The sequence below is a fragment of the Paractinoplanes lichenicola genome (genome assembly GCF_016785085.1).
Lineage (GTDB): Bacteria > Actinomycetota > Actinomycetes > Mycobacteriales > Micromonosporaceae > Actinoplanes > Actinoplanes lichenicola.
Window position 1 is genome coordinate 223,747 of sequence record NZ_JAENHO010000007.1, and the last position, 13,679, is coordinate 237,425.

Here is a 13,679-nt window from a genome sequence, read left to right on the forward strand (position 1 = left end):
GGCAGGGTCGGTCAGCGTTGGGCGGAGGGTGATGGCGGGCGGCTGGGCAGGGTCAGCGATGGGCGCAGGGTGGTGATGAAGGCGGTGCCCAGCAGGGTCAGGGTGGCGCCGAGGGCGGTTAGCCAGAGCGGGAGGGAAGTCGGGATGTCGAGGTAGGTGACGATGCCGAGGATGCGGTGCAGGCCCCAGGGGAGCAGGGCCAGCTGGTCGTTCCAGACGGTGAGGGAGCGTTCCAGGCCCAGCGACCACAGCAACGCGCCGAGGAAGAGCACCGGGAGGCCGGCCGCCAAGGTGACGGCGCCGAGGGCGCGGGGGCGGGACCAGTCGTAGGCGGTGCGCAGCACGGCCGCGGTGGCGACGAAGAGCCAGGCGAACAGGGCGAAGCCGATGGTGACGTAGAGGCTTCGGGCGGTGGGGGAGGTCCAGAAGGCGAACCAGTAGTAGCCGGGGCCGCGTACGGAGAGGACGGCCAGCAGGAGGGCGCAGCGGAGGAGCGCGACGCCGCCGAGGACGGTCAGGAGGGCGTACGGGGAACGTTTGACCAGGATGAAGCAAGCGAGGGCGAACAGCGCCCAGCAGCCCAGCGTGACGATCAGGTGGGCGGGGGCGGCGAACCACGTGAGGATGCCGCGGCTCAGCACGAGGACACCGGCGGGCAACAGGAGGGCGTAGCGGGGAACGGATGCGGCCCGCCAGGGCATGAGCGCGGCGCGCCAGAGGGTGCGAAGGGAAGGGATGAGAAGCGAGAGGAGGAGCAGGGCCAGCAGGGCGCGGGCGAGCCAGGCCATCAGCGGGTCGCGGTCGAAGCGTTCCGAGCCCAGGTCGGCGGCGGTGAAGTTGTAGGCCGGCAGGTCGAGACGGTCACCGTAGCGGGCCACGTGGGCATCGCGGGCGGCCGAGAACTCGGCGGCGGCGGACTGCCACCGGGCGCGGGCGGAGGACGAGCCGGTGTCGAGCCATTGGGCGCGGCGCAGGAACATCTCGCGGTAGGAGGCGAGGGTGCCGTAGAGGTCGGCCTGGAAGTCGAGGGCGTCCAGCAACTGGGTGCGCAGCGCTGGGTCATACCAGCGGGAAGCGGGGGTCGCGGAGACGAGCGCGCGTTGGGATCGGGCCAGGGTCACGGCTCGGTGGCCGTCGGCGATGGTGTGGTCGACGGCGTCGCGGCCGATGGCGTAGATGCTGTTCAGCACGGCGGAGTCGCCGGTGACGATGTCCCACTCGAAGATCCACATCATGGGCGGGGGTTCGAGACCGAGGGCCTTGACGGAGTTGTCGGCGTAGGGGGTGAGGTACAGGCCCTTCGTGACGGCCTCGCGGGTCAGCGCGAACATGCGGCACAGCGCGGCCACGGTCGCCGGGTCGTCCGAGAACGTGCGGCGCACCCAGTCGGCCGTGATCGAGGCGGGTTCGGTGGCAGGGTTCCGGGCGAGACGACCCATCCCGTACGCGTTGAGGTCGTACAGCTGCCAGAAGCCCGTCCGCAGATACAACGTCCGGGGCCCGGCCCGCAGCGGCCCGCCGTCCTGCGTCCACAGCCACACGCCCTCGATGCGCGGGTTGCGGGCCATGAGCTCGCGGAGGGCGTACGCGTGCAGGGCGGTGAGATCGTTGGGCAGCGAGCCGAACCCCTCGAACTCGCGCCGCCCCTGAAACTCCACGATGCGGCGCTGGCCGCCCGAGAAGAGGGTCGAGTTGAGCGGCAGATGGCTGTAGAAGTCGCCGAGCGTGAACTTCGTCGAGACGATCAGATGCGGGTCGTCGAGATCCCCGAGCACTTCTCCGTACGAGTCGGGGTTCGTGTGCAGGTCGCCGACCGCGCCCACGCCGACGGTCCACGTCCGGAAGATGATGTCCCGATCCGTCTCCGCCGCGACGGCCAGGAACGCGCGCAGCATCGCCCGCACCTGGGCGGGCGTGGTCACCGCGATCCGTGAGAAGTAGTCCCAGCCGGGCGCGCGATAGGCCGACCCGCCCTCGCCCACGCGGATCATCAGGCCCGACGCGAACGGCATGCTCGCGAACAGCTCGCGCAGCCCGGCCTGATAGATCGGCCACGGGTCGTCCCGGCGGGCCAGATAGGCGTCGAGCGGCTCCGACAACGCCAGCATGTCGGTCATGAAGTAGACCCGCATACCCATCCGTGCCGCGTACTCGAAGACCGGCCGGAACGCCGACACCATCGCCCGCGCGCGATCGAGATGCGGGTCGCCGGGGGAGTAGACGCCGTGGCCGTCGAACGTCACGTATTCGAGGAACCCGGGGATGACCACGCCGTTGTAGCCCTGCGCAGCCGAATGGTCGATGAACTGCCGGAACTGCGCCCCGATCCGCTCGACCGCCGCCGCGTCGACCCAGGGCGCGGACGGGAGCAGCGCGCCGGTCACGATGTCGGTGTTGAGTGAATAGTCAGTGGTGTCCCACGGTTCCGGCTCCCGCCCGACCGAGCCCGCGTCGGTCAGCCGCAACCCGAGCGCGGGCGCCACGCGGCCCGACGGTAGCGCGCGCTTGGAGCGCAGGGCGTCGGCCACGTCGTAAAGCCCGGCCGCAGCTCCGGCCTCGGTCGCGGCTGTCAGGGTCAACCCATCGAGCCGGTACGACTCGTCGGAGCCGTCACCGGTGACCACGACTTTGAGCACGCCGTCCCCGCCGCCGGCTGCCGTCACCGCGCGGGCCGCGAGGTCAAGCCTTCCCGTACGCCGGTTCATCGTCACCGCTCCGACCGCGGGCTCGACCAGCGGCCGCGCCGGCGCAACGGCCGACGGCTCCGGCATTACCTGCACCGGCTCCCACGACAGGCGCAGTCCCGCATTCAACCCGTACGCCATCCCGGCGCCCAGTGCCAGCAGCACGACCACGACCACGAGACGACGCATGCCTATTTGTAGATCATCGCTGTCGTTCTTCTGCTCGCCCGAACGGCCCTACGGCTCGGTGTCGAGCCGCTTACTGGCCAGATGAGGCCCGGCCCGATGAGCACGGATGTAAAGGTTTTCAGCGCCATACGCAATGATCATGGTCTATGTCTTGACCGCCGATCCTCCGGAAATCAAGACTGGCCCGGTGGCAGTGACCATCAAGGACGTCGCGCGGGCGGCCGGTGTCTCGGTGGCCACGGTGACGCGGGCGCTGTCCATGCCCGACGTGGTGCGGGCCGCGACCCGTGAACGCGTTCTCGAGACCGCGAAGACCCTCGGCTATCAGCCCAACCGCGCCGCCCGGGGGCTGATCACCGGGCGTACGGGAAATCTGGGTCTGCTCGTTCCAGACCTGGCCAATCCGTTCTTTCCCGGCATCGTCAAGGGCGTGCAGGCCCGCGCCCACGAGGCCGATCACGCGGTCTTCCTGGCCGACACCGACGAGAACCCGGCGGCCGAGGCCGGGCTCGTGCGCAAGCTGGCCAAACAAGTCGACGGCGTCGTGCTCTGCTCACCCCGGATGCCGGAGGCCGAGCTGCGCGCGCTGGCCGCCGACATCCCGATCGTGCTCGTCTACCGTCGCATCCCCGGCACCCCGAGCGTCACGGCCGCGTTCCTCGACGGCATGCGCCAGGCGATCAGCCACCTCACCGCCCTCGGGCACCAGCGCATCGCGTACGTGGCCGGGCCGCGCTCCTCGTGGGCCAACCGCGAAAGGGTGAAGTCGCTCCGCGCAGTAGGGCGGGACGTGGCAGGGAACGGCAGCCCGGCAGGCAGGGCCAGCGCGGAAGGAAAAGTCAGCGCGGCAGCGAAATGCGAACTCGTCGAAATGGGCAGCGTCACGCCCACGTTCGAGGGCGGGGTCGCGGCGGCCGACGGCGTGCTGGCGGCCGGCGTGACCGCCGTGATCGCGTACAACGACCTGGTCGCACTGGGCCTGCTGCACCGCTGCGCGGCCCGCGGCGTACGGGTGCCGGGCGACCTCAGCGTGCTCGGCTTCGACGACATCCCGCTCGGCGCGATGGTTCACCCCGCCCTGACCACCGTCGCGCTCCCGAAGGGACCGGCGGGCCGGGCCGCGGTCGACCTCCTGCTGCAAGAACGGAAGGAAAAGCGAGAACTCCCCACCCAACTGATCGTCCGGGGCTCCACCGGCCCCGCGGAAGGGTAACCGCCATGATCAGAACCCGCTTCGCGACCGCCGCCGCCGTCCTCCTGCTCGCCGCCTGCGGCGCTCCTGACGCCCCGAACGGTGGCGGCGCCACCGACGGCCCCGTCCCCGAGAAACCCGACGACGCCGTCACGATCAACATCCTCGACGTGGCCGGCAACCTTCAGCTCACCCAGGGCATGATCGACGACTTCGTCAGCAAGAACGGTGACCAGATCAGCAAGGTCACCTACTCCAAGGCCACCGCCCCCGAGCTGGTCGGCAAGATCAAGGCGCAGCAGAGCGCGGGCCGGGTCGACATCGACCTCGTGCTGACCGGCGTCGACGGGCTGGCCGCGGGCATCGACCAGAGCCTGTGGACGCCGCTGCTGCCCACCCACGCGGCGCGCCTGCCCGGCATGAACGACTACCAGGAGGGCGCCGCGGCCATGCAGAAGCTGGCCGGGGACTTCGGCGTCACGATCACCTACTACCCGTCCGGGCCGCTGCTCGAATACCTGCCCGGCAAGGTGCCGACGCCGCCGAAGAGCGCGCAGGAACTGCTCGCGTACGCGAAAGCCAACCCCGGCGCCGTCCAGTACGCCCGCCCGTCCAACTCCGGACCCGGCCGTACGTTCCTGATGGGCCTGCCCTACCTGCTCGGCGACTCCGACCCCAAGGACCCGGTCAACGGCTGGGCCAAGACGTGGGCCTACCTGGCCGAACTCAACAAGTACGTCACGCTCTACCCGTCGAGCACCTCGGAGACGATGAAGAACCTGGCCAACGGCTCGGCGAAGATCATCGCCAGCACGACCGGCTGGGACATCAACCCGCGGGTGCTCGGCACGGTGCCCAAGGAGGCCAAGGTCCAGACCCTGGAGGGCTTCCACTGGGTCACCGACGCCCACTACGCCGTGATCCCGCGCGGGGTGCCCACCGGCAAGCAGGCCGCCATCCTCAACCTGCTCAAGGACATGCTCACGCCGCAGCAACAGGCCAAGGCGTACGACCAGGGGTATTTCTATCCGGGGCCCGCGCTCAAGGACGTCACCCTGAGCATGGCGCCCGAGGAGAGTCAGAAGGCGCTGGCCGAATACGGGCGGCCCGAATACGAGCAGCTCATCGCGAGCAACCCGCTCGAGGTGCCGCTCGACGCGAAGTCGCTGGTGGCCGCGTTCGACCGGTGGGACCGCGAGATCGGCGGCGCGAAGGTGAAGAAGTGAGCGACTTCGCCGAGCTGCGCCTGGACGGGGTGCGGCGGCGCTTCGGCGGCCGCGACGCGCTGACCGGGCTGAGCCTGACGATCCGGCGGGGCGAGTTCATCGCCCTGCTGGGCCCGTCCGGCTGCGGCAAGTCGACCGCGCTGAACTGCCTGGCCGGGCTGCTGCCGTTGAGCGAGGGCAGCATCTGGCAGGACGAGACCCGGCTCGACACCGTGCCGCCCGAGCGCCGTGGCTTCGGCATGGTGTTCCAGAACTACGCGCTTTTCCCCCACCTTTCCGTACGCCGGAACGTCTCGTTCGGCCTGCAGATGCGCCGGCTGCCCCGCGACGAGGTGCGCCGCCGCACCGACGAGGCGATCAAGCTCGTCCGCCTGGAGGAGCACGCGGCCAAGCTGCCCGGTCAGCTCTCCGGCGGCCAGCAGCAGCGGGTCGCCATCGCCCGCGCGATCGTGCTCGAACCGGCGCTGGTGCTGATGGACGAGCCGCTGTCCAACCTGGACGCCAAGCTGCGCCTGGAGATGCGTACGGAGATCCGCCGGCTGCATCAATCGCTCGGGCTGACCACCGTGTATGTCACACACGACCAGGAGGAGGCGCTGTCGCTGGCCGACCGGCTCGTCGTGCTGCGCGACGGGCGGGTCGAGCAGATCGGCACGCCGCAGGAGCTGCACAACCGGCCCGCGAACCGGCACGTGGCCGACTTCATGGGCTACCGCAACCTGCTGCCGATGAAGGTGAAGGCGGTGCACGGGGCCACGGTCACGGTCGACGGCGCGGGGCTGACCCTCGACGGCACGGCGGTCGGCGACGTCGCACCCGGGGACGACGTGGTGGCGGGCATCCGGCCCGAGGACCTGCTCGCCGGCGAGCACGGAGTGCCGGTGACGGTCGAGGTCGTCGAGTATCAGGGACGGGAGTTCGCGGTCGAAGCCCGTACGGGGGAAGGGGTTGCTCTGCACTTGCGAGCCCTCGAACGCCCGGCGGTGGGGGAGCGGATCACGGTGACGGCCGCGCCCTCCCGAGTGCTGGTGTTCGCATCATGAGCGACACGGCGCTGCGGCACCGGCTGGCCGAACGCGGCGTGGACCGGCAACTGCTGCTGCTCGTACCGGGTCTGGCCTGCGTGCTTGCTTTGTTCGTCTATCCCTTCGCGTACGGGATCGGGCTGTCCTTCCAACCGGCGAGCGGGGGAGTGCTCGGGGCGTATCGGGCGTTCTTCACCGACGCGTATCAGCGCGACACCATCGCCACCACGCTCGGGCTGGCCCTGCCCGCGGCGATCCTCAACGTGGCCGCCTCGGTGCCGATCGCGTATCTCATGCGCGGCCGGTTCCGGGGCAAGCGGTTCCTGACCACGATCCTCGTCGTGCCGATCACGCTGGGCACCGTGCTGACCGCCGAGGGGCTGCTCAACTATCTCGGGCCGACGGGCTGGTTCAACCGCGCGCTGATGTCCATCGGGGTGATCGATGAGCCCGTACGCCTGACGAACAACTACTGGGGTGTGTTCTTCTCGCTCGTCATCACCGGGTTCCCGTTCGCGTTCCTGCTGATCCTGTCGTACCTGTCCGGCATCGACCCGACCCTCGAACGCGCGGCGGCGACCCTGGGCGCGGGCCGGTGGCAGCGGTTCTCGCGAATCACGTTGCCGTTGCTCGCGCCCGGCCTGGCCACCACGTTCTGCCTCACGTTCGTGCTGGCGTTCAGCGTGTTCCCGTCCGCGGTGCTGGTCGGCGACCCGGCCGGCTCGACGCGGGTGGTGTCGATCGCCGCCTACCACGCCGCGTACGAGGCCTACGACTATCCGCTGGGCAGCGCCATCGCCGTGATCATGGGCGTGGTCGAACTCGTGGTGGTGGCCGTCGTGCTGGGGCTGCGGTCACTGTTCTACACCGGCTCGACGGGAGGCAAGGGATGAGACGCCTGACCGTGGGCGCCTGGCTCGTCTGGGGCGCGGTCGCCTTCTTCCTGATCAACCTGGCCGCCCTGATCGGCGCGGTCGTGGTCAACTCGGTCGGCCGCCGCTGGTTCGACACCTGGCTGCCGCAGGGCTGGACCACCCACTGGTACGCCTCCGCCTGGAAAGAGTTCGGCCTGCTCCAGGTGCTGGTCGTGACGCTCGAGGTCGCGCTGCTGGTGGTCGCCATCTCGGTGCTGGTCGGCGTCCCCGCCTCGTACGTGCTGGCGCGAAGATCCTTCCCCGGCCGTCGCCTGGTCTACCTGTTGTTCCTGCTGCCGATCCTGATGCCACCCATCACGTACGGGATTCCGCTGGCCACCGTGCTCTACAAATACGGCTTCGCCGGTCACCTGGCCGGGGTCGTGCTGGCCAACCTGGTGCCGTCGATCCCGTTCGTCATCCTGACCATGACCCCGTTCATCGAGCAGATCGACCAGTCCGTGGAACGCGCCGCCCGCATGTGCGGCGCCCGCACCTGGCAGATCTTCGCCCGCATCCTTGCGCCCCTGCTCGTGCCGGGCATCCTGGCCGCCTCGATCCTGGTGCTGGTGCGCACGGTCGGCATGTTCGAGCTGACGTTCCTGACCGCCGGCCCCGACTCGCAGACCCTGGTGGTGGCCCTCTACTACTCGATGTCGGCCGCCGGGATCCGCGCCCAGCAGTCGGTCGACGCGATGGCCGTCCTCTACACGTCCTCGATGCTGGTGCTGCTGGTGGCCGCCCTCCGCTTCGTCAACCCGACCCAGCTCGTGGCCCGCGTCAAGGACGAGCCGGACTGAGAGCGCTCCTCTGTGGGTAGTGGATCGTTATGACTTACCGGTACCGGTGGACCGCGCTCGTCGTTCCGGTGATGCTGATCGCCAGCGTCACCTGGATCGTCATGGCGTTCGTCATCGACGCCGCCGCCTGGTGGGTCGAGCTGCTGTTCCTGCTGGTCGCGATCCCGCTGCTGTGGCTGTGGGTACTGACCCGCCTGATCTGGCGCATGGACCTCACCGAGACCGAACTGCGGTTGCGGGCGCCGCTCGCGCGGTATCACATCCCACTCGGCGACCTCTCCGAGATCGGCGCCACCGAGGGCGACAACATGATCCGGGTCGTCCGCCGCGACGGCCGCTCCTGGTCCGTGCTGTCCGGCCGCGGCATGACCGACTTCGCCGACGCGGTCGGCCGGGCCGCCCCCGGCGTCGAAGTGCGCACCAACGGCTGGCGCCGCTTCATGTCCCGACGCGACCGTTGAGAACACCGCCGGTCGCGGTGCGCTCGTCGCGCGTACCGACGAACTCGATCTCGGTGGCCGCCCGCGTCTGCTCGCCGAACTGGGTGACCAGCGCGTCCGTCACCCCGGCGGCGAGCCGTCCGACCATGTCGGGCTGTTCGAACGCGGCTTCCTTGATGCCGAACTGCACGCGCGGGGCGCGGGTTGCCGCTCCCCATCGGTTGTCCGGCACTCCGATCAGCATGACGACGGCGATCTCCCGGGCCCACTCGCCGTAGACGTCGACGACCGCCTCGATCAAACCGCCGATAAGCTCGGCCTCACGCCTGGCGAGATCGTTCTCCCGGGCGTACACGGTCAGATGCGGCATGTCTTGCCTCCCCGTGAAATAGCTTTGCAAGCAAAGGTATTTAGGAGGCGGGCGGGTGTCAACGCCGGACGACGATGTTCGTGAGCTGTTTCTGCTCATGCCGCGGCTCGTCGGCCGGGCCAAGAGCACCCCACCGCCCGCGGAGTTGGCCGCCCTTGACCTCGCGCCCCGACATCTGACGTTGTTCGCGCTGCTTGTCTTCGACGGGCCGCAGACCGTCTCCGAGCTGGCCGGCCGCCTCGGCGTGGCCCCGACAACGGTAAGCCTGCTGGTCGGCGACCTGAGCCGCAAGGGCGTGCTGGAGCGCCGCCCGGACGAGCGCGACCGCCGCCGCCGGATCGTCGACATCGTTCCCGCCAGCCGCCCCGCGATCGAGGAATGGCTGTCGCCGTCGGCGCGCGCGTGGCGGGCCGCGCTCGACCCCCTCGACCCTCGGCAGCGCCGGCTCGTGGTCGAGACGCTCAAAAGGTTTGAATCTCAACTTGCCGGGCCACTCGACAGGGTTGACGATGAAGATCGATTCATCCCGTCCGGGTAGGGAGGCGCTTTGCCACTCCTCAGCAGGCTCGACCGTGAACACTCCGTGGCGCCGCCCGGCTTCAGCCGCTGGCTGATCCCGCCCGCCGCGCTGTCGGTGCACCTGTGCATCGGCCAGGTCTACGCGACCAGCGTTTACAAGAACTCGTTCGTCTCCCACTTTGAAACGTCGCAAACCGCGATCGGCATCATCTTCAGCATCGCCATCGTCATGCTCGGCCTGTCCGCGGCCGTCGGCGGCACCTGGGTCGAGAAGAACGGCCCGCGCAAGGCGATGTTCGTGTCGGCCAGCTTCTGGGCCGTCGGCTTCCTGGTCGGCGCGCTCGGCATCGCCACCAAGCAGCTCTGGCTGGTCTATCTCGGCTACGGCGTGATCGGCGGCATCGGCCTCGGCATCGGCTACATCTCGCCGGTGTCGACCCTGATCAAGTGGTTCCCCGACCGCCCCGGCCTGGCCACCGGCCTGGCGATCATGGGCTTCGGCGGCGGCGCGCTGATCGCCAGCCCCGCCTCCCGCCAACTGCTCTCGTTCTACGACGACGGCTACGACCCCAACGTCGCGACGTCGGTCGCCTCCGGCGGGGCCCTCGTGGCGCTGTTCCTCACGCTCGGCATCGCGTACTTCGTCATCATGATGTTCGGCGTGGCCAACATGCGCGTGCCCGCCGACACCTGGAAGCCCGACGGCTGGGACCCGGCCTCGGTCAAGGAGAAGCCGCTCGTCACCACCGCGAGCGTGTCGGCCGCCAACGCCATCAAGACCCGGTCGTTCTGGCTGCTCTGGATCGTGCTGTTCTGCAACGTGACGGCCGGCATCGGCATCCTCGAACAGGCCAGCCCGATGATCCAGGACTTCTTCCGCGACAACGGCACCTCCACCGTCAGCGTCGCCGCCGCGGGCGGTTTCGTCGGCGTGCTCTCGCTGTTCAACATGGCCGGCCGGTTCGCCTGGTCGTCCACCTCCGACGTGATCGGCCGCAAGCCCATCTACATGGTCTATTTGGGCGTCGGCATGGTCCTCTACCTGCTGCTGGCCGTGGTCGGCGACGCCGCGACGGCACTGTTCGTCCTCCTGGCCGGCGTCATCCTGTCGTTCTACGGCGGCGGTTTCGCCACCGTCCCGGCCTACCTGCGCGACCTCTTCGGCACCTACCAGGTCGGCGCCATCCACGGCCGCCTGCTCACCGCGTGGTCCGCCGCCGGCGTGGCCGGCCCCCTGATCATCAACGGCTTCCTCGACGCCGAGGGCAAACCGGGCACGCTGACCTCGTCGGCGTACCAGCCCGCCCTGTTCACGATGGTCGGCGTGCTGGCCGTCGGCTTCATCGCCAACCTGCTGATCCGCCCGGTCCCAGAGCGTTATCACGAGCCGTCTCGCGCAAAGGAGGTCGCGGCATGAGCGCCCGCCTGGTCCTGTCCTGGTTGCTGGTGGCCATCCTGCTCGGCTACGGCATCATCCAGACCGTCATCACCGCAGCCAAGCTCTTCGAGTAACGCGATGCGGCGCGGGCCTCACAACAGATGCTTGTTGACGGCCCGCGCCCGCTCCGCATACTCCGGCAGCTCCACGACGTCGACTCCCGCCGCCGTCAGCAACGCCACACCCTCACAGGTCACGAACACATCAGGCTCGTACCAGGCGATGACCACCCGCGAGATCCCTGCCGCGATGATCAGGCTCGTGCACGTGGCATCCGGCCGGCTCGCCCGCTTGGAACACGGCTCCAAGCTGCTGTAAAGCGTCGCCCCCGTCAGCTCGCCCGGGGCCCGCAGCAGCGCCGACTCCTCCGCGTGCACCACCGGGTCGACGTCCCGCGACCACCCGCACGCGATCTCCGACCCGTCCGCCCCGACGATCACGGCCCCCACCGCGAACGCCGCCGACGACCGGGGCGACCGACGAGCCAGCTCCACCGCGCGGCTCATCCACCGGTCGTCATCCATGCTGCTCCAGTCCGCTTGCGACGAGCAAGAACCATAAACCCCCGACGCCCCCGTACGAGGAAGCCCCTCCCACAACCGCACCGGTGCCCTCCCCGCCGCTGCGGCCCAGCCGCTGCCACTCGAGGCCGTCGCCGCCCGCCGGGATGTTCCCGGTGGCTGAGCACAGCGCTTCCCCTGGTTGCCAACCGCGACGTCGTCTGCGACGTTCGAGGCAAGCGCACCGCGGGAGCACACATGGACCTCATCTGGGTGGCAGGAGCGCTCCTGCTCTCGACCGTGATCGTCGGCCTGCTCTACGCCTTGCGAACCAAGAACTCAACCTCCGCTCGACAACCAACCGCGGTTCCGCCACCCCGAAGAGCGACCCCTGTTCCGCCGCCCCGAACGACGACTGCTGCTTCGCCGCCCCGAACGACGGCCGCTGCTCCGCCGCCCCCAACGACGACCGCTGCTCCGCCACCGCAGCCGGAGATGTTCGGCAACGGTCCCAGCTCGCCGAGGGTGACGCTCAGCCCCGCCGGCCTCGTCGTGGAGTTGCCCGGCTTCGGCTACGCCCAGAGCTGGCGAGAGCTCCATTCCCTGCCCTGGCCCACGATCACCTCCTTGTATCTGGACACCGCCACCTACGACAGCGCCGTCGCCCTCTACGCCGACGTGCCGGGCGACCACCGCCGCCATCTGCTCGACGTCAACGCCCTGAGCCGCGCGCAGTGGCACACGATGGCGCGCCGGGTCACGGCCCTGACCGGCAACCGCGTCCGCCTCGACGTGGCCGCACTCGACAATGACCGCCCGTACGAGCGCTTCTGACGACTCTGCCCACGGCCCGGCACCACCCCTCGCTCGATCGCGTAGCGCACGATGAATCCCGGCGAGCGCGGCGCCGGAAACGTCTGCCCCGGCGTGGGGCATGCGTCGAACCTAGCGGGCGGCCGGTGACAGCACGGTCACACCACGAAGAGGATGACTGCCACGATCAGAGCGAACACCACGATCGTCCACCGCAGCACTTCCGACGGCAGGCGCCGGGCGATCCGGGCCCCGATGACCCCGCCGACGATCGTGGCCGGGGCCAGCACACCCACCACCGCCCAGTTCACCGGCCCGAAGATGCTGTACGTGAGCACGGTCGTCGCGCCCACCACGGCCGAGAACACGTTCTTGAGCGCGCTGATCCGGCGCAGCGGCTCCTCCAGCACCAGCGCCAGCGCCGCGATCAGCAGCAACCCCATCGCCGCGTTGAAATAGCCCCCGTAGAGGCCGCACAAGAACACCGCCACCTGCACGTATGTGGTGGAGCCGCCACCCGCGCGCCGCCCGGCCAGCGCCTTCAGCCTGTTCTGGAAGGCCATCATCGCGGCCGCGAGCAGCAGCAGGAACGGCACCACGACGTCGAACACCGACCGCGGCGTGAACAGCAGCAACGCGCTGCCGCAGAGCGTGCCCACGATGATCGTCGGCACGATCGTCCAGATCCGGCGGCCCTGCCCCACCAGGTCGGGCCGGCTGGCCACGGCGCTGGCCGCGTAGCCCGGCGCCACCGACAGCGCGTTGCTCACGTTGGCCGCGACGCCGGGCAGCCCCAGACCCACGAGCAGCGGGAACGTGATCAGCGAGCCGCCACCGGCGACGGCGTTGACCGTGCCCGCGGCCAGCCCGCCACCCAGCAGCGCGAAGATCTCCCACAGCTCCATAAGCTGATCATGCTAATCCGACGACTCTTTCTTCTCCTTGTCGCGCTCCAGGGCCAGGTCCAGGGCGAGCACGGCGCCGATGATCAGCAGCGGCTTCACCCCGGCCGTGATCTGCACCGCGTACGTGTCCCGGATCGTCAGCCAGCGCTTGGAGACCGCGGCCACCTCCTCGCCGCCGCGCTCGATCACGTACTCGTGGTCGAGCAGGTTGCCCTTCATCTCCAGGTCGTCCGGCCCGGGCACGTCGATCGTGAACTTCTCGCGGAACGGCGTGAACAGCTTCTTGCGCACCTCGGCCGCCTTCTCGCCGCCGATCCGGATCTCGTACGTGGGGCGCAGTGACACCAGATGCCGGTGCAGCGTCGCGACCTCCTGGCCCGACGCGTCCTCGATCACCACCTTGTCGCGGACGCTGAGCACCTTGCCGTCGACATGGAACACCTTGGTGCCGTGCTCGTCGAGCACGTCGAAGTCGCCGCCGATGGAGAAGAACTTCTCTCGGATCACAAACATGCGCCGATTCTGCCGCGCCCGCGAGTGTGGCGCACCGCCGGACCGGGTTCGCTCATCCGGGCCCCGCTCCGGCCGATGGACCGGGGGAGAAGGGCCACCTCGAGAGATCGACCGGCCCTACCTCGATTCGGTGCTGACCGAGGACGTGCTG

15 protein-coding genes are annotated in these 13,679 nt (G+C 69.6%); 10 read left to right on the forward strand and 5 right to left on the reverse strand.

Annotated elements, in window-relative coordinates:
- Window positions 1-11 precede the first annotated feature (11 nt).
- The gene (locus JKJ07_RS25300) at window positions 12-2,873 is read right to left on the reverse strand and encodes a hypothetical protein (protein WP_202994251.1); all 2,862 of its coding nucleotides are present in this window, start codon (window positions 2,871-2,873) and stop codon (window positions 12-14) included.
- A gap of 187 nt (window positions 2,874-3,060) precedes the next feature.
- Here JKJ07_RS25300 and JKJ07_RS25305 point away from each other — a divergent pair, with 187 nt between their 5' ends.
- From JKJ07_RS25305 to JKJ07_RS25330, 6 genes are read left to right on the forward strand one after another with little or no spacing between them, the layout of a single operon-like run.
- Window positions 3,061-4,086: a LacI family DNA-binding transcriptional regulator gene (locus tag JKJ07_RS25305; RefSeq protein WP_202994252.1), complete on the forward strand. Its 1,026-nt coding sequence runs from the start codon at window positions 3,061-3,063 to the stop codon at window positions 4,084-4,086.
- Between the two features lie 5 nt (window positions 4,087-4,091).
- A complete protein-coding gene (locus tag JKJ07_RS25310; RefSeq protein WP_202994253.1) occupies window positions 4,092-5,291 on the forward strand; it encodes an extracellular solute-binding protein in 1,200 nt (399 codons plus the stop codon).
- Window positions 5,288-6,334, forward strand: a complete 1,047-nt coding sequence (locus JKJ07_RS25315; RefSeq protein ID WP_202994254.1) for an ABC transporter ATP-binding protein — start codon at window positions 5,288-5,290, stop codon at window positions 6,332-6,334. Before JKJ07_RS25310 ends, JKJ07_RS25315 begins: the two co-directional genes overlap by 4 nt.
- Window positions 6,331-7,209, forward strand: coding sequence for an ABC transporter permease (locus tag JKJ07_RS25320; protein WP_202994255.1), 879 nt, complete (start codon window positions 6,331-6,333; stop codon window positions 7,207-7,209). The genes JKJ07_RS25315 and JKJ07_RS25320 overlap by 4 nt, the downstream gene beginning before the upstream one ends.
- Window positions 7,206-8,030 carry an ABC transporter permease gene (locus JKJ07_RS25325; RefSeq protein ID WP_202994256.1) on the forward strand — a complete coding sequence of 275 codons (825 nt, stop codon included), beginning with the start codon at window positions 7,206-7,208 and terminating at the stop codon, window positions 8,028-8,030. Before JKJ07_RS25320 ends, JKJ07_RS25325 begins: the two co-directional genes overlap by 4 nt.
- 29 nt (window positions 8,031-8,059) lie before the next feature.
- On the forward strand, window positions 8,060-8,491 hold the full coding sequence (locus JKJ07_RS25330) for a hypothetical protein (RefSeq protein WP_202994257.1): 432 nt from the start codon (window positions 8,060-8,062) through the stop codon (window positions 8,489-8,491).
- On the opposite strand, the gene JKJ07_RS25335 is transcribed toward JKJ07_RS25330, so the two are convergent.
- Window positions 8,469-8,825, reverse strand: coding sequence for a hypothetical protein (locus JKJ07_RS25335; protein ID WP_307834401.1), 357 nt, complete (start codon window positions 8,823-8,825; stop codon window positions 8,469-8,471). The genes JKJ07_RS25330 and JKJ07_RS25335 overlap by 23 nt on opposite strands.
- Before the next feature lie 70 nt (window positions 8,826-8,895).
- Here JKJ07_RS25335 and JKJ07_RS25340 point away from each other — a divergent pair, with 70 nt between their 5' ends.
- Genes JKJ07_RS25340 through JKJ07_RS52450 form a run of 3 tightly spaced genes read left to right on the forward strand, consistent with a single transcriptional unit; the run spans window position 8,896 to window position 10,871 of the window.
- Window positions 8,896-9,378, forward strand: coding sequence for a MarR family transcriptional regulator (locus tag JKJ07_RS25340; RefSeq protein WP_307834402.1), 483 nt, complete (start codon window positions 8,896-8,898; stop codon window positions 9,376-9,378).
- Between the two features lie 9 nt (window positions 9,379-9,387).
- Window positions 9,388-10,776, forward strand: a complete 1,389-nt coding sequence (locus tag JKJ07_RS25345; protein WP_202994259.1) for an OFA family MFS transporter — start codon at window positions 9,388-9,390, stop codon at window positions 10,774-10,776.
- Window positions 10,773-10,871 (forward strand): MFS transporter small subunit, encoded by a 99-nt coding sequence (locus JKJ07_RS52450; protein WP_438871440.1) that lies wholly within the window; start codon window positions 10,773-10,775, stop codon window positions 10,869-10,871. Before JKJ07_RS25345 ends, JKJ07_RS52450 begins: the two co-directional genes overlap by 4 nt.
- Window positions 10,872-10,889: 18 nt before the next feature.
- Here the strand turns inward: JKJ07_RS52450 and JKJ07_RS25350 are convergent, their stop codons facing one another.
- Window positions 10,890-11,321, reverse strand: coding sequence for a cytidine/deoxycytidylate deaminase family protein (locus JKJ07_RS25350; RefSeq protein WP_202994260.1), 432 nt, complete (start codon window positions 11,319-11,321; stop codon window positions 10,890-10,892).
- 501 nt (window positions 11,322-11,822) lie between these two features.
- Here JKJ07_RS25350 and JKJ07_RS25355 point away from each other — a divergent pair.
- Entirely contained in the window at window positions 11,823-12,131 is a 309-nt protein-coding gene (locus JKJ07_RS25355; protein ID WP_202994261.1) for a hypothetical protein, read from the forward strand.
- A gap of 137 nt (window positions 12,132-12,268) precedes the next feature.
- Here the strand turns inward: JKJ07_RS25355 and JKJ07_RS25360 are convergent, their stop codons facing one another.
- Together JKJ07_RS25360 and JKJ07_RS25365 are read right to left on the reverse strand one after the other, a co-directional pair.
- Entirely contained in the window at window positions 12,269-13,015 is a 747-nt protein-coding gene (locus JKJ07_RS25360; protein WP_202994262.1) for a sulfite exporter TauE/SafE family protein, read from the reverse strand.
- 12 nt (window positions 13,016-13,027) lie between these two features.
- Window positions 13,028-13,528, reverse strand: coding sequence for an LURP-one-related family protein (locus JKJ07_RS25365; RefSeq protein WP_202994263.1), 501 nt, complete (start codon window positions 13,526-13,528; stop codon window positions 13,028-13,030).
- Window positions 13,529-13,679 lie beyond the last annotated feature (151 nt).

Excerpts from the sequence above, each read along its gene's own strand:
- JKJ07_RS25300 (WP_202994251.1), bottom strand. The coding sequence starts at position 2,873 with ATGCGTCGTCTCGTGGTCGTGGTCGTGCTGCTGGCACTGGGCGCCGGG.
- JKJ07_RS25310 (WP_202994253.1), top strand. The coding sequence starts at position 4,092 with ATGATCAGAACCCGCTTCGCGACCGCCGCCGCCGTCCTCCTGCTCGCC.
- JKJ07_RS25320 (WP_202994255.1), top strand. The coding sequence starts at position 6,331 with ATGAGCGACACGGCGCTGCGGCACCGGCTGGCCGAACGCGGCGTGGAC.
- JKJ07_RS25325 (WP_202994256.1), top strand. The coding sequence starts at position 7,206 with ATGAGACGCCTGACCGTGGGCGCCTGGCTCGTCTGGGGCGCGGTCGCC.
- JKJ07_RS25330 (WP_202994257.1), top strand. The coding sequence starts at position 8,060 with ATGACTTACCGGTACCGGTGGACCGCGCTCGTCGTTCCGGTGATGCTG.
- JKJ07_RS52450 (WP_438871440.1), top strand. The coding sequence starts at position 10,773 with ATGAGCGCCCGCCTGGTCCTGTCCTGGTTGCTGGTGGCCATCCTGCTC.
- JKJ07_RS25350 (WP_202994260.1), bottom strand. The coding sequence starts at position 11,321 with ATGGATGACGACCGGTGGATGAGCCGCGCGGTGGAGCTGGCTCGTCGG.
- JKJ07_RS25360 (WP_202994262.1), bottom strand. The coding sequence starts at position 13,015 with ATGGAGCTGTGGGAGATCTTCGCGCTGCTGGGTGGCGGGCTGGCCGCG.
- JKJ07_RS25365 (WP_202994263.1), bottom strand. The coding sequence starts at position 13,528 with ATGTTTGTGATCCGAGAGAAGTTCTTCTCCATCGGCGGCGACTTCGAC.